This window comes from Hymenobacter baengnokdamensis, assembly GCF_008728635.1.
In the GTDB taxonomy this organism is placed as follows: domain Bacteria; phylum Bacteroidota; class Bacteroidia; order Cytophagales; family Hymenobacteraceae; genus Hymenobacter; species Hymenobacter baengnokdamensis.
This window is the reverse complement of the sequence record NZ_CP044285.1, coordinates 3,515,225-3,533,533: the sequence shown is the minus strand read 5'-3', so window position 1 is coordinate 3,533,533 and position 18,309 is coordinate 3,515,225. Positions and strand designations below refer to the sequence as shown.

Genomic DNA, 18,309 nt, shown 5'->3' with positions numbered 1-18,309 from the left:
GTGAGAACGTTAGTCAATAGATACCACGCGCGGACTCGCAGAGTCCACGCTACTGTCCTAATACAGCTTAAACAGCGGCTTCACGTTGGCCAGCGCCTCGCCAAACCGCTCCGAGGCCCGTGCCTGCTGGTAGGTTTCGGCGGCTTCCTTGGCGCGGCGGGTCTCGTCGGCGATAACCCGGGTGGCGCGGTCGGCCTTGATAAGCCCATCCTGCTGGCCCTGCGCGATGGCCGCCCGGATGGCGGCGCTGTACTGGCTGGTAATGACGGGCAGGCGGTCGGTGAGGCTTTGCAGCTGGGCGGCAAGCTGCACGGCGGCCTCGGCCGAGTTGTTGGCCGGCGTGAGGTAGCCGTCGGGGTTCAGAATATCGCTCTGGTTCTGGGCCCGGGCAAAGGCCTGGTCGAGCGAGGCGAAGCGGGCCCCCAGGTTGGCAGCCACGTAGTTGCTCATGTGGCTGATGTTGCTCACGTCGAGGGTGTTGGTGGCGGGCTGGCCGGGCGGCGGGGCCGTGTAGTAGGCCGAAATATCTTCCTGGTATGCTACCAGCTGCGCGTAGGGCCGGTACAGCTGGCTGAGCTGGTGCTGCAACACGCTCAGCTCGTTGTCGAGGGTAAGCAGCGAGGCCTGGTTATCGGCCCGCGCCGCGTCGAGCGCCGAAAAAAAGTTGAGCGTCGGCCGCAGGCCGTTTTCGATGATTTTCACCTGCTCGGCCGTGAAGCCGTCGCTGCTCAGGCTACTGGCGCGCACGCTGGTCAGCAGCTCGCCCACGGCGTTCAGCATGGGGCCCACCGTGGGCATAGCCGTTACATACGAGCTTTGGCTGAGGTGAGCAGCCAGGTCGACGAGGCGGCGGCCTTTGCTCTTGTCCACGGCCTTGTTGGCCACAAGGGTTTTGGTATATTCCACCAGCGAGATACCGAGCGGGTTGCTGTCGGTGGGCGAGCTGAGCGCCGCCTGCTCGTTGGCATTGCGCAGGGCCTGGGTAAGCGCCCGCAGCTGGGTAAGGCGGCTGTGGCACACCAGCAGCAGGTTGGCAGTGGCCTGCACGTTGCTCTTGGCCAGCGTGAAGCGGGTGGTCTGGCTCAGCTTCTGGCCGGCCAGGAAGCTCGTAAACTTGCCACCCAGGTCGCTGTAGAGCCGCTGCTGCTGGCGGTAGGCCTGGCGCAGGCTATCGACGCGGTGCGTGAGCAGCAGCACCGTGGCCTGCGCCTGGGCGGTAGCGTCGTCGGGGGCGGGGCGGGCGGCAGGAGTAGCGGGTGCTACGGGCGGCGTAAGCGCGGTAGGGACCGGAGCGGTAGCCTGCGCCCAGGCAGCGCCGGGTAGCAGGAGCAGCCCAACGAGTAATAGCTTGAATTCGGCAGTAGTCATACAAAAAGCAGGCAGGCACAGGGTGCCCGCCACAGAATGGAAAATAGCCCAGGCCGGTAATCAAAACTACAAACCGGCTGTGTAGGCCAGATTAAGTGGCAATTTTCAGGCCGGATACCAAGGCAGTGGTCGGATAAAGCTCCACTGGCTGCTAACTTGCCCCTGCATGAAACTTCGCTACCTCCCCTTGCTGGCGCTGGCCCTGCCGGCCTGCACCAGCCCATCCACCAACTCTACCGCCGGCCAGCCGGCCGCCACGCCCGCCGATGCGCGCTTCGACCGCTTCAAAAATCAGTTTATTCTGGATTTATGGAAGCAAAATCCCGATTACGCCTCGTCGCAGGGCTATCATAAATACGATTCGCTGCTCGTTATTCCCAGCGAGGAGCAGCGCAAGCGCGATGCGGCCTTCGTGGCTCAAAACCTGGGGGCGCTCGCGGGCTTTACCCTCGATAGCTTGTCGCCGAATAACCAGATTGACCTGCACCTGCTCACCAATGAGCTGCGCTCGCAGCGCTGGTACGCCGACACGCTCAAAAACTGGCAGTGGAACCCGGCAACCTATAACCTGGGTGCCAGCGTGGGCGATTTGCTTAATGGCCGGCACTACCGGCTGGACCGCCGCCTGCGCAATATCTCTGATAAAATATCCCAGGCCGGGGCGTACTACGCCGCCGCCAAGGCCAATATCAGCCATCCTACCCGCGAGCACGCCGAGCTGGCCGTGGCTCAGAACCAGGGTGGCCTGGCCGTATTCGGCTCGGCCCTGGCCGACTCGGTGCGCAAATCGGGCCTGAACGCCGCCGAAAAGCAGCTGCTAAATCAGCGGATTGCCGGGGCGCAACGGGCTGTGCAAGGCTACATCGACTTCTTGAAAAAGGATGTGCTGACGGGAAGCGGCTTTCGCTCGTTTCGCATCGGGAAAGACCTGTTTGCCCGCAAGTTTGCCCTCGATATTCAGTCGCGCTACTCGGCCGCTGAGGTGCTGCAGCTGGCTCAGCAGCACAAGGCCGACCTGCTGCACGATATGGGCCGGCGCGCCGCGCGGCTCTTCCCCAAGTACTGCGCCGGCCAGCCCATGCCCAAGGATACGCTGCAGCTGATTCGTAAAGTGATTGACCAGCTTACGCTTAAGCACGCGCCCCGCGAAGGTTTTGTAGACGCCGTGAAGCGCCAGATTCCGACCCTCATCAAGTTTGTCAACGACCATCAGCTGCTGACCCAGGACCCCACCAAGCCGCTGGTAGTGCGCGAAACGCCGCTCTACATGCGCGGCAGTGGGGCAGGAGCCAGCGTTTCGGCCCCCGGCCCCTACGATACCAAGGCCAATACCTACTACAATGTGGAGCCGCTGCCCGCCAGCTGGACGCCCGCCCAGGCCGAAAGCTACCTGCGGGAGTACAATGATTATACATTGCAAATATTGAATATTCATGAAGCCATCCCCGGTCACTACACCCAGCTCGTGTACGCCAACCGCTCGCCCTCGCTGGTGAAAAGTATTTTTGGCAACGGGGCCATGATTGAAGGCTGGGCCGTGTATTCGGAGCGCATGATGCTGGAAAGCGGCTACGGCGGCAACTCCGACGAAATCTGGCTGCTGTGGGATAAGTGGAACATGCGCTCGACCCTGAACGCCGTGGTCGATAACCTTATTCAGACCCAGAATGCCAGCGAAAAAGACGTGGTGGCGCTGCTTACCGGCGCGGGCTTTCAGGAAGAAGCCGAAGCCCGCAACAAGTGGCACCGCGCCACCCTGAGCCAGGTGCAGCTCAGCTCGTACTTCACCGGCTACACCGAGATTGTGGCCCTGCGCGACGAGATGAAGAAGAAGGAAGGCAGCCACTTCAACCTCAAGAACTTCAATGAGCAGTTTTTGAGCTACGGCAGCGCCCCAGTCAAATATATTGGTCAGCTAATGCTTCGCCGCTAGCCGGAATTCCAAGGCATTGCTTAGCGCGGTTTACGAGTAGACGTGCTGAGCCTACAAAGCACCTTGTTGCCGCGGGGCTCGTGGGTTCGAGCCAGCTAAGGTGCTTTGTGGGCCCGGTATGTTTTTTTGCAGCTCATGTTCTTTCTGCTTTCTAAGCTTCTTGATTTTTTACTATTACCCACAGTATGGCTGGCGGCGGCGCTGCTGGGCGCGCTGGTAGCCCGGTCAGGTGGCCGGGCTCAGCGGCGCTGGCTGGTGGCCGCGGCCGTCGTGCTGGCAGTAGGTACCAGCAATGCCTTGGTCAATGAGGCGTTGCTGGCCTGGGAAAAGCCGGCGGTAGGGCTGGCCGCCGTGGCCCCGGCCGATGCGGCGGTGCTGCTCACCGGCATTGCCACCGGCAACAAGTCGCCCCACGACCGGGTTTACCTGAGCCGTGGGGCCGACCGCTTTACCAACGCACTGTGGCTGTACCGGGCCGGGCGAGTACGGTATATTATTATTTCGGGCGGCTCGGGGGCCGTGCTGAAAACCGTTGGTACGGAGGCGGCTGGCCTGCGCACGCTGCTGCGCCTGGCCGGGGTGCCCGACTCGGTGCTGCTGCTGGAAGAGCGTAGCCGCAATACCCGCGAAAACGCGCTCTTCACCAAAGAGCTGCTGGCCCGGCACCCCGCTATCAAGTCCCTGGTACTGATAACCTCGGCCTTTCATGAGCGGCGGGCGTTGGGCTGTTTTGCCAAAGTAGGCCTGTACCCCCAGGCCTTCCCGGCAGATTTTCGCACCACCGACCGCAGCTGGACGCCCGATTACTGGCTGCTGCCCGATGCCGATGCTCTCACCCGCTGGAGCCTGCTGCTGCACGAGCTGGCCGGCTGGCTCGTGTATAAGGCCGCTGGCTATTGCTAGCGAGCAAGCTGCCAGTTTTCGTTATTCGGTTTTTGTGGCGGCCGGCTCAGCTGTTTTGGCAATCCAGATGGATTTCTGATTGACAAACTCCCGGATGCCCAGATAGGAAAGCTCGCGGCCGTAGCCCGATTTCTTTACGCCGCCAAAGGGTAGCTCCGGCATCGATTTTACCATGCCATTCACGAAAACGGCCCCGTTTTCAAGCTGGCGGGCAATGGCTTCGCCCTGCGCCGGGTTGCGCGTCCAGACGGCGGCCCCAAGGCCGAACTCCGAATCATTGGCCAGGTCCACGGCGTGGGCCGCGTCGCGGGCCGTAAGGACCAGCGCCACCGGGCCAAAAAACTCCTCGGCATAGGCCCGCTGGCCTTTTTTAACATTAGTCAGGATAACGGGCGCAAACTGCGCGGTGCCGGGCCGGGGCTGTCCGCCGGCCAGCGCCATCCGCGCGCCCTGCCGCACCGAGTCGGCCACTTGCCGGCTGAGCTCATCGGCCAGGTCGGGGCGGGCCAGCGGGCCATAGTCGGTAGTTTCTTCATTGAGGGGGTCGCCGTAGCGCAGCTGTTCGAGGTGGCTTTTAAGCAGCTTGACGAAGGCCGGCTGCACGGCTTTTTCCACGATGAAGCGCTTGGCGGCAATGCAGCTCTGGCCGGCGTTTATCAGACGAGCCTGGGCGGCAGTCTTAGCCGCGAGTTCCAAGTCGGCATCGGCCAGCACAATAAAGGGGTCGGAGCCGCCCAGCTCCAGCACGGTTTTTTTGATAGCCCGGCCCGCTGCCGCTGCTACGGCCGCGCCGGCCCGCTCCGAGCCAGTGAGCGTGACGGCCCGCAGGCGGTCGTCGGCAATGAGCTTTTCTACCAGCTCGGTTTCGATAAGCAGAGTACGAAACGCGGCCGGCGGCAGGCCCGCGTCATGAAAAATATTTTCCAGTGCCAGCGCGCACTGTGGCACGTTGGAGGCGTGCTTGAGCAGGCCCACGTTGCCAGCCATGAGTGCGGGCGCGGCAAAGCGCACTACCTGCCAAAAGGGAAAATTCCAGGGCATCACGGCCAGCACCACGCCCAGCGGCGCATGGCTGATAAAACTGTGCCCGGCATCGGTTTTTACTTCCTCATCGGCCAGGAAGCCCTCGGCGTGCTCGGCGTAGTAGTCGCAGCAGGCGGCGCACTTCTGGGCTTCGGCCCGGCCGTCGCGCAGGGGCTTGCCCATTTCCACGGCCATGAGATAGGCTAATTCGTCCTGGCGCTCGCGCAGCAGCGCAGCAACCCGGCGCAGCACGCTGGCCCGCTCGGCAAACGCGGTAGTGCGCCATTGGCTGGCGGCCTGATGCGCCTGGGCCAGTATTCGCTCAGTTTTAGACCACGAAAAAGCCGCGAAGCGGCGCAGCCGCCGACCCGTATAAGGGTTAATAGATTCGATAGCCATACCTGGGGGGAGAAAGCCAGTGGGTTTTACTGTAAACTAGTCACCGCTCTGCTTTACAAACCGTACAGTGCGGTATTGGGTTACGTCGGCGCAGTCGGGCCAGTTTACCAGGTGCTGGCTCACCGGTTAACCTCAACCACAAGCTGCCCAGTAGCGCTAAACCTAAAAATATCCTACATTCGCCGTGAGTTACCGAGTGCTTCGGCTGGCTCCGTCGGTTTTGCCTTTCGTTTTTTCCGTGTCCGACCTCCCTCTCATTTCTACCCCTACTGCCGCCGAAGCGGCACTGGTCGAACGCCTCAGGGGCGGCGACCAGTCGGCCATGACCGAGTTTTACGACCGCTACTCGGCGGCGCTCTACGGCGTTATCAACCGCATCGTCAAGGATGAGGAAGAAGCCGCCGACGTGCTCCAGGAGGCGCTGGTCAAAATCTGGCACTCGATGGCCAGCTACGATAACGGCAAGGGCCGGCTGTTTACGTGGGTCGTGAATATTAGTCGAAATTTAGCGATTGATAAAATCCGCTCGCGTCAGCACCGCGTAGGTTCTCGCACTCAGGGCCTCGACGATAGCCTGGCAGCACAGCGCCAGGCCGCCCCGGAAACATTTCGCCCCGAGCACGTGGGCTTGCAGGAAATAACCCGCAAGCTGGTGCCCGAGCAGCGTCAGGTTATCGACTTACTCTATTTCGGCGGCTTCACGCAAAGTGAGGCAGCCGAAGAGCTGAACCTCCCGCTGGGCACCGTGAAAACCCGGGCCCGCACCGCTCTGAAAATACTAGCCAAACTTATCCGCTAATTCCAGTTACATCCGTGGAAGATTATCAGTCTTATATCGAATCAGGCCGCCTGGAGCAATACGTGCTGGGCGAGCTAGACCCAGCGGCGCAGGCCGAGGTGGAGCAGTGGGCCGCCCGCTCGCCGCAGGTGCGCCAGGAGCTCGACGAACTCCTGGCTGGCCTGGGAGTGTATGCCGAAGCTCACGCTCAGGTAGTTCCTGCGGGCCTGCGCGACAAGGTGCTCGGCCGGGTACTGGCCGAAATAGGCCGCCCCGACGCCCAGGTAACCGCCGCTCCCGTTGCCGCTCCGGCACCTGCCATGCGGGTGTCGGCCTCTAATCCTCAGGTAGTTGCTGCCGCTTCCACTCCCGTTGCGCAGGCGCCCCGTCGCAGCGTCTGGGCTATGGCCGCCTCGGTGGCGCTGCTGCTCAGCCTGGGGGCTAACGCTTTGCTTTACAGCCGCTGGCAGCAAGCCAATACCGACCTGGTAGCGGCCCAGAACAGCCAGGCCCGTTTTGCCCAGACCTCGCAGGTAATGGAGCGCCGCCTGGCTACTACGCAGGAGCAGCTGCACCTGCTGCGCTCACCCGTGGGCTACAAAATGGTGGCGCTGGCTGGCACGCCGGCCCACCCTACGGCCCGCGCAAGGGTGATGTACAACGCGACAGCCCACCGGGTTTACGTTGACGTGCAGCAGCTGCCGCCCCTGCCGCCCGGCAAGCAGTACCAGCTCTGGGCGCTCGACAAAGGCAAGCCGGTTGATGCCGGCGTGCTGGCCGCCAATACGGCCTCCGGTGATAGCATTCAGCAGATGAAGGATATTGCCAGCGCCCAGGCATTTGCGATGACGGTAGAGCCGGCCGGTGGCAGCGCCGGGCCTACACTCGCTACGATGACGGTTATTGGTAATATATAATTAAAATTGAATATAATGCACCCGCTCTGCCAATAGTGGTGGGGCGGGTGCTTTGTACTTTTAGGGCTTAGGGCGCAGTTAACTTTTGCGCTGACCGGCGCGTTATACCCGCTCGAAGTCTTTATTCAGTATATGCACGGCACCATTTTTACCCTCCTCAAGCGCTACGTCCAAACGCAGTACGACCACAGCACCTGGCTGAAGCTGGTGGAGCTGGCCGGCCTCGATTCGGGCGATTTTGACCACAAGGAAGTGTATCCCGACGAGCATATATATGCCCTGGTAGGGCAGGCGGCTGAGCTGACTGGTATTCCGGCCGGGGAGCTACACGAAAAATTCGGCGAGTACCTCGTGCCCGATTTAATGTACATGTACCAGAAATACGTAAACCCGGACTGGCGCACTCTCGAAATGCTGGAAAATACGGAGCAGCATATGCACGGTCAGGTGCGCCGCGAGCATCCCGAAAATTCACCGCCTGTGCTTCAGGTAAAGCGGATTGACAAAAACGAATTATTAATTAATTATGTGTCGCCGCGCCGCATGGGGGGCCTGGCTGTGGGCATTGTGCGGGGCCTGGCCGCTTATTACGACGAAGCCGATGCCATTGACGTGATGCCAACCACGAGCGAAGATGGCGAGCGCGTACAGATTCACGTCCGGAGAAATTCCGCTCAGGAATAATTATTTTTGGACGTTGCAGCCAGCACTCAGCAGTCCTGGCATGGCTACTACTTTCGCCAACAAATACGGCACCGGTCTTGCTTTCGTCCGCAGGACCGGTGCCGTATTTAGTGGCGAAGGTAATTTATTAAAATAATCTTGGCGAAGCGGGGCGGCCGGGTCCGCCCGGCTCATAATCGTCGGCATCGTCGCTATCATCCTCGGCAAGCTCGGTTTCCTGCTCCTCATCCGGGTCTTCTTCCTCATCGAGCGAGTCAAAAATGCGGTCGAGCGAAGCTTCGGCATGGCGTAGCTTATGGCGGCAAAGGCGAATTAATTCGGCCGAGCGCTCGGCGCGGGCCGTCAGGTCGTCTACCTCCACCTGGTCGGTTTCGAGGCTGCGAAGGATAGTTTCTAGCTCCTGAATGGCTTCGTTGTAAGTCACGGGAAGTGAGAGATTAAAAAGGATGAGTTAGAGCAGCAAACACAGCGAATGTGCCGGAATAAACGGGTGTGGCAAACAGAGCGGCTACCAGGTTTAAGGCATTATTTTTTGGGAAGAGTAACAGCTGATAATTGCCTGTTGGTAAAATGCTTGCGAATAAGTAAATTTTCACGCTTCAGGCCGGCCAGCTCATAGCCCATGATTTTTAGTTCATGATTCTTACTTAGCCTTATAAATTCCTGCTGCATTAAATAGCGCTGCCGCATCAGCTGCTCGCGGCGGCGCTGGTGGTGGCGGGCAAAGCGGCGCAGTACCGTGCGCGAGCGGCGGCGCAGGCGCTGCTCTTCGTGCGCAAGCGAGTGGCGGGCAGCCCGGGGCAGCGTGTAGCGATAGCTTACGAGCTGCTGACCAAGCTGGCGCAGGTGCTGGCGTGGCCCCAGCGTAGCCTGGCGGCTGCGCTGGGTAAGGGCGTCCTGGGCCTGGCGTAGCTGCTGGTGAGCTGCCTCGCGCAGCTGGCCGGCCCGGCGCTGAAGATGTATCTGATGGCGGGCCAGGTGCTGGTGGCTGCGGTCGGCAATACGGTCGGCCAGCTCGGCTACGAGGGCTTCGAGCCGACCCAGGCGCTCAACCAGAAATGCGGCTACGGCAGTAGGGGTTTTCAGGGCGCGGTGGGCCACCAGGTCTACCACGGCCTCGTCGCGCTCGTGGCCGATACCCGTTAGTACGGGCAACGGAAACGATGCCACGGCCGCCGCCAGCCCGTACTCGTCGAACGCCAGCAGGTCGGTTTTGGCTCCGCCGCCCCGAATGAGCACGACCACCTCAAACTGCCCCTGTCGGGCCCGGATAGCATCGAGTGCCGCCCGAATGCTGGCCGGCGCGTCTTCTCCCTGCATCAGGGCCGGAAACAGCGTGAGGGCAAAGTCGTAGGGCGCCTCTTCGAGCTGGCGCACAAAGTCCTGAAAGCCAGCCGCAGTAGGGGAGGAGATAACGGCCAGCCGCTGCGGCCCCAGCGGTAGCTGCAGCTCCTGCTGGCGTTCGAGCAGGTCTTTTTCCTGGAGGCGGCGGAGCGTAGCCAGGCGCTGGCGGGCCAGCTCGCCCACGGTATAGCTGGGGTCGAGGGCCAGCACATCGAGCGAAAAGCCATATTGCTCGTGAAACGTCACTTTTACCCGCAGCAGCAGGCGCAGGCCGGGCCGCAGCTCCTGGCCGGTAGCCTCGGCGAAGGCCGGTGCCAGCTGCTGGTAGCGGCTGCCCCAAAGGGTGGCGCGGGCCTGCGCCGTAAAGCCCAGCGCCTCGGCTCCGGCCGCCGGCTCGGTAAGGGTGAGGTAGCAGTGGCCGCCCAGCTGGCGGGGGCGGCTCATCTCGGCTACCTCGGCTACTACCCAGTAGCTGTCGGGAAAGCGGTGGTGCAGGGCAGCCCGCACCTGCGCAAGCAGGGCGCCCAGGGTGAGCGGACCGGCAGGCTCGGCAGCGGCACGGCGCGGATACAGAGGCATAAGAAGGGTAGGCGTTAGCGGGCCGGAAGTCGGCGAGCCGCAAAAGTACCGCGCCGGCCCGCCAGCCGGGGCAATGAGTGTGCTGGTAAGCATTTAGGGGCCATTTCAGTTTCTGGCAGCTTAGTTGAAGAAAGGCATCGCGCAAATGCTACCAAGCCCTTAACTTGCGGGCCACATTCCCTACTCAACCCCATCCACATTCTCTTTTTCATGTCAACAATCTCCCGTTACCAGCGGAGCGCGGCGCTGGCCGTGGCAGCGCTGGGCCTGGCTGCGGCTACCCCGACGCTGGCGCAAACTGCCGCCCCCAAAGGCGTAGGTATCAATCCGGCCAATATTGACACCTCGGTGAGCCCCTGCGACGACTTTTACCGCTATGCCTCGGGCAACTGGCTCAAAAACAACCCCGTGCCGGCCGCCGAAAGCCGCTGGGGTAGCTTCAACGAGCTGGCCGACCACAACAATGCCACGCAGAAAGCCATTCTGGAAGAGCTGGCCCGCAACGCTGCCTCGGCAAAACCCGGCACGAATGCCCAGAAAGTAGGCGACTTTTACGCCGCCGCGATGGACACGGCCGCCATTGAGGCCGCCGGCCTCAAATACCTGAAGCCTTACCTCGACCGCATTGCCGCAATTAAGACCCTGCCCGAAATGCAGAAGTTTCTGGCCGACCCCAAGGCCCAGGCTGGCAGCGTGTGGTTTAACTCGGGCGTGGGACAGGATGAAAAAATCAGCACCCAGTACGCCGTGCAGTTTTATCAGGGCGGCCTGACTCTGCCCGACCGCGACTACTACCTGAAGGAAGATGGCCGCTCGAAAGGTATCCGGGCGGCTTACCAGACCTACCTGGTAAGCACCTTTAAGCGCCTGGGCGACAGTGAGGCCGCTGCCACAGCCAATGCCGCCACGGTAATGCGCATCGAAACGCGCCTGGCCAAAGCCAGCAAAAGCCGCGTGGACCTGCGCGACCCGCAGGCCAACTACCACAAAATGACCGTGGCCCAGGCCACCAAGGAATTCCCGAACATCGACCTGCCCCTGATGCTGAAGGAAAGCCACCTGGCGGCTAAGGAGGTTATTGTGGCGCAGCCCGAGTTTCTGAAGGAAGTAAGCACCATGCTGGCCGCCGAGCCCATCGCCGACCAGCGCGAGTACCTGCGCTTTCACCTCGTGAGCAGCGTGGCCTCGGCCCTGCCTAAGGCATTTGGCGACGATGCTTTCCGCTTCTCGCAGGTGCTGACGGGCGCCAAGCTGCAGCAGCCGCGCTGGAAGCGCATGCTGCGTGCTACCGATGGCGCGCTGGGCGAAGCATTCGGCCAGCTCTATGTTGACAAGGCCTTCTCGCCCGCCGCGAAGGCCAAGGCCAAGGAAATGATTGAGAACCTGCGCAAGGCCTATGCCGAGCGCATTATGGCCACCGACTGGATGAGCGCCGCCACCAAAAAAGAGGCACTCGTAAAGCTGAATGCCTTCACGGTGAAAATCGGCTACCCCGACAAGTGGAAAGATTATTCCAAGCTGACCATTAATCGCCAGAGCTACCTGCAGGATGTGCTGGCCGCCCGCACCTGGGCTGCCGAAGACAACCTGAGCAAGTTTGGCAAGCCGATTGACCGCACCGAGTGGGGCATGACGCCGCCCACGGTGAACGCCTACTACAACCCGCCGATGAACGAGATTGTGTTCCCGGCCGGTATTTTGCAGCCGCCGTTCTACGACCCCAAAGCCGATGATGCCGTCAACTACGGCGGTATTGGCGCAGTAATTGGCCACGAAATGACCCACGGCTTCGACGACCAGGGCCGGCAGTACGATGCCAAAGGCAACCTGCGCGACTGGTGGACCAAGGAAGACGGCGATAAGTTTAACGCCAAGGCTGCCATGGTGGGCAAGCAGTACGACGCGTTCTCGCCCCTCGACTCGGTGCACGTCAACGGCAAGCTAACGATGGGCGAAAACCTGGCCGACATCGGCGGGCTGACCATCGCCTACCAGGCGTTCCAGAAAACGGCCGAAGCTAAGAGCGGCCAGAAAATCGACGGGTTCACCCCCAACCAGCGCTTCTTCCTGGCCTGGGGCCAGATTTGGCGCACCAATATCCGGCCCGAAGCGGCCCGCCAGCAGGTGCAGACCGACCCGCACTCGCCGGCGCAGTTCCGTACCAACGGCCCGCTCATGAACATGCCCGAGTTTTATCAGGCCTTTGGCTGCAAGCCCAGCGACAAGATGGCGCGCCCCACTGCCGAGCAGGCGCGCATCTGGTAAGTAAAGCAGCGTAGCCCTGGCAGTTCTCGTCTAAAAACCAGTCCGAATCCCAGTGTTTGCGCAACAAAAACCCCGCTCCCGAAAGGAAGCGGGGTTTTTGTTGCAAATTTTTTTAGGTGTGCGTGCCTTTACTTCGTTGTGATGCAACTGTGAAGCTGTTGCTGCATCTATTTACGCTAAGTAACTTTCGCCTTCTCTCTTTTCTCCTAACCAATCCTCTTCATGTCCTCCACTACCATCTCGCGGTTTGCGCTGGCTACGCTGGGCCTCGGCACGCTGGCCGCCACCACCGCCTTTGGGCCGCCTGCCAGAAAAACTTCGCCGCCCCAGCAGGGCGTCGGCATCAGCCTTGCCAACATCGACCAGTCGGTGAGCCCCTGCGAGGATTTTTACCACTATGCCAACGGCAACTGGATAAAAAATAACCCCGTGCCGGCCGCTGAAACCCGCTGGGGGGCCTTCAACGAGCTGCAGGACCGCAACATTGCCGTGGAGAAGCGCATCCTGGTAAAGGCTGCTGCCGACCGTAGCGCCAAGCCGGGCTCTAACCTCCAAAAGGTGGGCGACTTCTACGCCGCCGCTATGGACTCGGCCGCCATTGAGGCCGCGGGCCTGAAGTATTTGCAGCCACGCCTCAATCAGATTGCCGGCCTCAAAAACCTGGGCGATATTCAGAAGTACATGGCCGACCCCAAGTCGTTTGGTACGGGCTGGTACAGCTTTGGGGTGCGTCAGGACAGCAAGAACAGCACGCAATATGCCGTGGCGATGGGCCAGGGCGGCCTCGGCCTCGGCGACCGCGACTACTACCTGAAAGATGATGGTCGCTCAAAAGCTATCCGGATGGCTTACAAGGCCTACATGACCAGCGTGTTTCAGCTGCTGGGCGATGCACCCAGCCTGGCCGCCACCAACGCCGACGCGGTACTGGCCCTCGAAACCAAAATGGCCCAGGCCAGCCGCAGCCGCGTCGAGCTGCGTGACCGCCTCAAGAACTACAACAAAGTGACGGTAGCGCAGGCCACCAAGGATTATCCGAGCCTGGACATTCCGCTGGTGCTCAAAGAAAACGGCCTCAGCAGCGCGCAGGACCTTATTATTGGGCAGCCCGAATACCTGGCGGCGGCCAATACGCTGATGGCCAACACGCCCATTGCCGACCAGCAGCAGTACCTGCGCTGGCACCTGGTGAGCGGCGTTACGTCGGCGCTGCCTAAAGCTTATGGCGATGCCAGCTTCCGCTTTCAGCAGGTGCTGACGGGTGCCAAGCTGCAGCAGCCGCGCTGGAAGCGGGCGCTGCGCGCCACCGATGGCGCGCTGGGCGAAGCATTCGGCCAGCTCTATGTTGATGAGGCCTTCTCGCCCGCCGCCAAGGCCCGGGCCAAGGAGATGGTCGAAAACCTGCGCCGCGCCTACGCCGAGCGCATTATGGCCACCGACTGGATGAGTGCCGACACCAAGAAGGAAGCTATTCAGAAGCTGAACGCCTTCGCGGTGAAAATCGGCTATCCCGATAAGTGGAAAGATTATTCCAAGCTGAAAATCACCCGCCAGAGTGCCCTGGAAAACCTGTTTGCCACGGCCGAGTGGGCTGGAAAAGACAACACCAGCAAGTTTGGCAAGCCGATTGACCGGGGCGAGTGGGGCATGACGCCGCCCACGGTAAACGCCTACTACAATTCGAGCATGAATGAAATCGTGTTCCCGGCCGGTATTTTGCAGCCGCCCTTCTACGACCCTAAAGCCGACGACGCAGTAAACTACGGCGGTATTGGCGCAGTAATCGGCCACGAAATGACCCACGGCTTCGACGACCAGGGCCGCCGCTCCGATGCCAAAGGCAACCTGCGCGACTGGTGGACCAAGGAGGATAACGAGAAATTCTCGGCCAAAGCCGCGATGGTGGGCAAGCAGTACAGCGCCTTCTCGCCCCTCGACTCGGTGCACGTAAACGGCGACCTGACGATGGGCGAAAACCTGGCCGACATCGGCGGCCTGACCATTGCCTACCAGGCGTTCCAGAAAACCCAGCAGGCCAAAGGTGGGCAGAAGATTGACGGCTTTACGCCCAATCAGCGCTTCTTCCTGGGCTTTGCTCAAATCTGGCGCGCCAATCAGCGCCCGGAGGCGCTGCGCCAGCAAATCCAGACCGACCCGCACTCGCCGGGCCAGTACCGCACCAATGGCCCGCTCATGAACATGCCCGAGTTCTACGAGGCCTTTGGCTGCAAAGAAGGCAATAAGATGGTGCGCGCCACCCAGGACCGCTCACGCATTTGGTAAGGTCTTTGCAAATTGACTAAACGACGAAAAGCCTGGCCGTATTGGTCAGGCTTTTTTTGTGGGCTATTCTTCGAGATGGTACAAAAAGCGGTGGAGTCTGGCCGTAATCCACGAAAAAGCCCGGCTTCCTTGCGGGAACCGGGCTTTATAGTCGCTACAGCCAGAAGCCTTGCGGCTTCATTAACCTAACTCGCAGCTGTGTAGAAAAGTTTAGGTGCTGCCGTGGCCGGTAGCCGGGCGGTGATAGTCGCTGGTTCAGCCTTTTTTAACCAGCCTGTTTATGAGTAGAAGTAGCTGGGTAGGTTAAAGCTGTTGGGTGCGGGCGGCGGGCGAAAGGGCAGGGCAGCTGCTGCTGCAATTCGGCTGCGCCGCCGGCTGGCCTCAGCAAGCAAACCAGGATGCCGCTTCCCGAGCGGACTGGAGGTGGAAATGTGGCCGCCCGGCCCGAACTTCGGCCCGCCAGCAAGCAGCGGCAAAAGCAGCCGGCGCATTCCTCCTATGAAAAAATTAGTTCTTAGCCTGGGCCTGGCGGCCCTGCTGCTGGGCCCGGCCGCCCCGGCTGCCCGCGCCTGGGGCTTCGTAGGGCATCGCGTTATCACGCAGGTGGCCGTGTACGAGCTGCCGGCCGCCATGCAGGTATTTTATTTCCGGCACATGGCCGAGCTGGTGCGCCTGAGCACCGTGCCCGACGAGCGTCGTGCCCAGGACCCCGCCGAAGCCCCCCGGCACTTTATCGACATGGACCACTATTCCGAGGACAGCCCTTTTGCCAAGGTGCCCCGGGCTTATGACGACGCCGCTGCCAAGTTCTCGGCCGATACGCTCAACAAGTACGGTACTGTGCCCTGGACCGTGCTCGATACCAAGCAGAAGCTGGTGGAGGCCTTCCGGCAGCGCGACACTACGGCCATTATCAAGTACTCGGCCGAGCTGAGCCACTACACGGCCGACGCCTTTGTGCCGCTGCACACTACCGTGAACTACGACGGCCAGCTTACCGGCCAGGCCGGCCTGCATTCACTCTGGGAAAGCCAGCTGCCCGAGCGATTTCTGTCGGTGTATAAGCTGGATGGTGAAGCCGGCAAGGAGCTGAAAGACCCGTTGGCGGCCATCTGGGGCGTTATTCAGAACAGCTACGGCTTCCTGACGGCCACTTACGACATTGAAACCAAGCTGAGCAAAAGCTTTACGCCCCAGACCAAATACACCTTCTCGCACCGTTTTGGCCGTACCCAGCGCCGCTATTCCGATGCCTTTGCCGATGCCTATGAGAAGGAAGTGGGCGGTATGGTGGGCTTTCGGCTCAAGGGTGCTTCGCCCATGGTAGCCTCAATGTGGCTGACGGCCTGGCAGGAGGCAGGCCGCCCCGACCTGGCCACCCTGATGGCGTCGGCCAAGCTGGGCAAGGAGGAAAAGGACCAGCTTGCCACGCAGCTTAAGGCCTGGAAGGCCAATACGCTCTTCCAGGACCATTTGCTGCTGGCCCAGCCCGAGAAGAAAGCGCAGGCTGCCGATGAGATAAAAGCGGCGGAGGGCGAGGCTGTGCCGCCGCCCCCGCCCGAGCCTGGTACCCCGGCCCCGGCCGCCGCACCGGCCAGTAAGGTAAAGGTAAAAGCCAAAGGCCCAGCCGGTACCGACAAGAAAAAAACCAAGCCTTAAGGTCGCGCGCATGATGTTTCGTTGTTTGCCCTGGCTGGCTGCGGGGTTGGGATTGCTGGCCGCCTGCGGCCCCGCCGACAAGCCGGCTGCGGTGGCCCCGCCGCCCAAACCCAAGCCCCCCGGCCCCGACATTGCTACGCTTACCGATAGCACCGCCCCGGCGGCCCTGCTGGCCTATGGCCGCCAGTACCCCGGCTCGGAAGTGCTGCTGAAAACCCGGCTGGGGAATATTAGGGTAAGGCTATATGACGACACGCCCATTCACAAGGCTAATTTTCTGCTGCTTACCCGGCGGGGCGTGTTCGACGAAACGGTGTTCAACCGCGTGGTGAAGGACTTTGCCGTGCAGGGCGGGCAAACGAGCGGCCCGCGCACTATCCAGCTGCACCGCTACCGGCTGCCGCCCGAAATCCGGCCCCGGCACTTCCATGTGAAAGGAGCACTGGGCATGGCCCGCTACGACGACGCGCAAAACCCCGGGCACCTGTCTTCCAATACTGACTTTTACTTCGTAGTAGGCCAGAAGCTAACGCCTTTTCAGGCCCGCGCCGCCGCGGGCCGGCCGCTCACCCCCGCTCAGGTCAAAGCCTATGGCACCCTGGGCGGCGTGCCCTCGCTCGATGGCAAGTACACCGTATTTGGCGAAGTACTAGAAGGCCTCGACGTAGTCGATAAAATCGCCCGCGAGCCGGTTGACCCCCAGGATAAATGGCCGATAAACGACGTAGCCATGAAGGTAGAAGTGGTGAAATAACGGGCTAAGAAGCTGAGCAGGAGGAAGTAAGAATTGTTATTTCTACTTCCTCCTGCTCAGCTTTCCTGCTTAATTTCCTTCTCCCACGTACACCTGGCCGCCCTTCATCACGAACTTAGGCCGGGTGAGCGTCGAGATATCCTGTAAGGGGTCGCCGTCTACGGCCACCACGTCAGCATACTTGCCGGCTTCGAGCGCGCCCAGGTTCTGCGCATCGCCCAGTAGCTCGGCGGCATTGACCGTAGCCGTACGAATGGCCTCAATGGGCGACATGCCGGCCTCGGTCATATAGCCAAATTCCAGCGCGTTTTTGCCGTGCCGATACACCCCCGCGTCGGTGCCGAAGGCCACCCGCACATTCTGCTTGATGGCCCGCCCGAAGGTGGCCTGTATCTGCGAGCCGATGTTGAGGGCCTTCGCGGCAATAACGGGCGGAAAGTAATCCGGATGCCGCCGCGTAGTATCGGCTACCGACTTGCCGGCAATAATGGTGGGCACGTACCAGGTACGGTTTTTAGCCATCAATTGAATAGCCTCGGCATCCATCAGCGAGCCATGCTCGATGCTGGTGACGCCCGCCCTGATGGCCCGCTTGATGCCCTCGGCGCCGTGGGCGTGGCAGGCCACCGGCATACCCAGGTCGTGGGCGGTCTGCACAATGGCCCTGATTTCCTCCTCCGTGTACTGCGCGCCGCTGCCGTCCTTGCTCAGGTCGAGCACGCCGCCGGTACTGGCAATTTTGATAAGGTCGGCCCCGCGCCGAAACTGTTCCCGCACGGCCTGCCGGCACTGGTCGGGGCCGTTGGCCACGCCCTCGGCCGGGCCGGGGTTGAGCTTCTCCATCATATTCTCGCTGAGGCCGTCGGTCGGGTCCATGTGCCCGCCCGTGGAGGAGATGGCCGTCCCCGCCGAGTAGATGCGCGGCCCCGGTACGAGCCCCCGCGCCACGGCCTTGCGCAAGGCCGTGTTTACGCCCGAGCCGCCGCAGTCGCGCACCGTGGTAAAGCCCGCCCGCAGGGTAGTAAGCGCATTCGCTTCGGCCCGGTACGCAACATCGGCCGGGTTGAGGGTAAACTGTTCAGCAAAGGAGCCGCGGCTCGGCACCGTTTCGAGGTGCACGTGGCAGTCGATAAGGCCCGGCAGCACCGTGCGGTTTTCGAGGTTGATAACGTGGTCCTGGGAGCTGCCGGCGGCCGTGTAGCCGGCCTGCACGGCGGTTATCCGGTCTTTCTCTATCACCAGGGTCTGCTGGCTGAGCAGGCGGCCGCTGCGCACATCGAGCAGGTGGCCACAGTGCAGCAGGGTTTTTTGGGCGAAAGCAGCCGGGCCGGCCAGGCCCAGTGAGGTAAGCAGCAGCAGCGTACGGGTAGCGTTGGGCATAAGTAAAGAGCGTGCGTGGCGGTGGGTAAATGTTCCGCAA

14 protein-coding genes are annotated in these 18,309 nt (G+C 61.5%); 9 read left to right on the top strand and 5 right to left on the bottom strand.

The window, feature by feature from the left end:
• Positions 1-57: 57 nt before the first annotated feature.
• Positions 58-1,368 carry a hypothetical protein gene (locus tag F6X24_RS15115; RefSeq protein WP_151088815.1) on the bottom strand — a complete coding sequence of 437 codons (1,311 nt, stop codon included), beginning with the start codon at positions 1,366-1,368 and terminating at the stop codon, positions 58-60.
• Positions 1,369-1,534: 166 nt separating this feature from the next.
• Here F6X24_RS15115 and F6X24_RS15110 point away from each other — a divergent pair, with 166 nt between their 5' ends.
• Positions 1,535-3,301, top strand: coding sequence for a DUF885 domain-containing protein (locus tag F6X24_RS15110; RefSeq protein ID WP_151088814.1), 1,767 nt, complete (start codon positions 1,535-1,537; stop codon positions 3,299-3,301).
• Between the two features lie 135 nt (positions 3,302-3,436).
• A complete protein-coding gene (locus F6X24_RS15105; RefSeq protein WP_151088813.1) occupies positions 3,437-4,204 on the top strand; it encodes a YdcF family protein in 768 nt (255 codons plus the stop codon).
• 21 nt (positions 4,205-4,225) lie between these two features.
• On the opposite strand, the gene F6X24_RS15100 is transcribed toward F6X24_RS15105, so the two are convergent.
• Entirely contained in the window at positions 4,226-5,626 is a 1,401-nt protein-coding gene (locus tag F6X24_RS15100; protein WP_151088812.1) for an NAD-dependent succinate-semialdehyde dehydrogenase, read from the bottom strand.
• Between the two features lie 238 nt (positions 5,627-5,864).
• On the opposite strand from F6X24_RS15100, the gene F6X24_RS15095 reads away from it, so the two are divergent.
• From F6X24_RS15095 to F6X24_RS15085, 3 genes are all read left to right on the top strand, one after another.
• A complete protein-coding gene (locus F6X24_RS15095) occupies positions 5,865-6,425 on the top strand; it encodes an RNA polymerase sigma factor (protein WP_229725134.1) in 561 nt (186 codons plus the stop codon).
• Positions 6,426-6,439: 14 nt separating this feature from the next.
• On the top strand, positions 6,440-7,321 hold the full coding sequence (locus tag F6X24_RS15090; RefSeq protein WP_151088811.1) for an anti-sigma factor: 882 nt from the start codon (positions 6,440-6,442) through the stop codon (positions 7,319-7,321).
• Between the two features lie 132 nt (positions 7,322-7,453).
• Positions 7,454-8,005, top strand: coding sequence for a heme NO-binding domain-containing protein (locus F6X24_RS15085; protein WP_151088810.1), 552 nt, complete (start codon positions 7,454-7,456; stop codon positions 8,003-8,005).
• 127 nt (positions 8,006-8,132) lie between these two features.
• Here the strand turns inward: F6X24_RS15085 and xseB are convergent, their stop codons facing one another.
• Entirely contained in the window at positions 8,133-8,429 is a 297-nt protein-coding gene (xseB, locus tag F6X24_RS15080; RefSeq protein WP_229725133.1) for an exodeoxyribonuclease VII small subunit, read from the bottom strand.
• 101 nt (positions 8,430-8,530) lie between these two features.
• Complete coding sequence (gene xseA / locus F6X24_RS15075; RefSeq protein WP_191906344.1) at positions 8,531-9,928, bottom strand: exodeoxyribonuclease VII large subunit; 1,398 nt, start codon at positions 9,926-9,928, stop codon at positions 8,531-8,533.
• A 210-nt stretch (positions 9,929-10,138) separates the two neighbouring features.
• Between xseA and F6X24_RS15070 the strand changes: the two genes are divergently transcribed.
• The 4 genes from F6X24_RS15070 (at position 10,139) to F6X24_RS15055 (ending at position 16,889) form a co-directional block, all read left to right on the top strand.
• Positions 10,139-12,193: a M13 family metallopeptidase gene (locus F6X24_RS15070; protein ID WP_151088807.1), complete on the top strand. Its 2,055-nt coding sequence runs from the start codon at positions 10,139-10,141 to the stop codon at positions 12,191-12,193.
• A gap of 222 nt (positions 12,194-12,415) precedes the next feature.
• Entirely contained in the window at positions 12,416-14,476 is a 2,061-nt protein-coding gene (locus F6X24_RS15065; protein ID WP_151088806.1) for a M13 family metallopeptidase, read from the top strand.
• A gap of 498 nt (positions 14,477-14,974) precedes the next feature.
• Positions 14,975-16,135: a zinc dependent phospholipase C family protein gene (locus tag F6X24_RS15060; RefSeq protein WP_191906343.1), complete on the top strand. Its 1,161-nt coding sequence runs from the start codon at positions 14,975-14,977 to the stop codon at positions 16,133-16,135.
• Positions 16,136-16,145: 10 nt separating this feature from the next.
• On the top strand, positions 16,146-16,889 hold the full coding sequence (locus F6X24_RS15055; protein WP_151088804.1) for a peptidylprolyl isomerase: 744 nt from the start codon (positions 16,146-16,148) through the stop codon (positions 16,887-16,889).
• Between the two features lie 69 nt (positions 16,890-16,958).
• On the opposite strand, the gene F6X24_RS15050 is transcribed toward F6X24_RS15055, so the two are convergent.
• On the bottom strand, positions 16,959-18,269 hold the full coding sequence (locus F6X24_RS15050) for a metal-dependent hydrolase family protein (RefSeq protein ID WP_151088803.1): 1,311 nt from the start codon (positions 18,267-18,269) through the stop codon (positions 16,959-16,961).
• Positions 18,270-18,309: the final 40 nt, after the last annotated feature.

Excerpts from the sequence above, each read along its gene's own strand:
- F6X24_RS15115 (WP_151088815.1), bottom strand. The coding sequence starts at position 1,368 with ATGACTACTGCCGAATTCAAGCTATTACTCGTTGGGCTGCTCCTGCTA.
- F6X24_RS15110 (WP_151088814.1), top strand. The coding sequence starts at position 1,535 with ATGAAACTTCGCTACCTCCCCTTGCTGGCGCTGGCCCTGCCGGCCTGC.
- F6X24_RS15105 (WP_151088813.1), top strand. The coding sequence starts at position 3,437 with ATGTTCTTTCTGCTTTCTAAGCTTCTTGATTTTTTACTATTACCCACA.
- F6X24_RS15100 (WP_151088812.1), bottom strand. The coding sequence starts at position 5,626 with ATGGCTATCGAATCTATTAACCCTTATACGGGTCGGCGGCTGCGCCGC.
- F6X24_RS15085 (WP_151088810.1), top strand. The coding sequence starts at position 7,454 with ATGCACGGCACCATTTTTACCCTCCTCAAGCGCTACGTCCAAACGCAG.
- xseA (WP_191906344.1), bottom strand. The coding sequence starts at position 9,928 with ATGCCTCTGTATCCGCGCCGTGCCGCTGCCGAGCCTGCCGGTCCGCTC.
- F6X24_RS15070 (WP_151088807.1), top strand. The coding sequence starts at position 10,139 with ATGTCAACAATCTCCCGTTACCAGCGGAGCGCGGCGCTGGCCGTGGCA.
- F6X24_RS15065 (WP_151088806.1), top strand. The coding sequence starts at position 12,416 with ATGTCCTCCACTACCATCTCGCGGTTTGCGCTGGCTACGCTGGGCCTC.
- F6X24_RS15060 (WP_191906343.1), top strand. The coding sequence starts at position 14,975 with ATGAAAAAATTAGTTCTTAGCCTGGGCCTGGCGGCCCTGCTGCTGGGC.
- F6X24_RS15055 (WP_151088804.1), top strand. The coding sequence starts at position 16,146 with ATGATGTTTCGTTGTTTGCCCTGGCTGGCTGCGGGGTTGGGATTGCTG.
- F6X24_RS15050 (WP_151088803.1), bottom strand. The coding sequence starts at position 18,269 with ATGCCCAACGCTACCCGTACGCTGCTGCTGCTTACCTCACTGGGCCTG.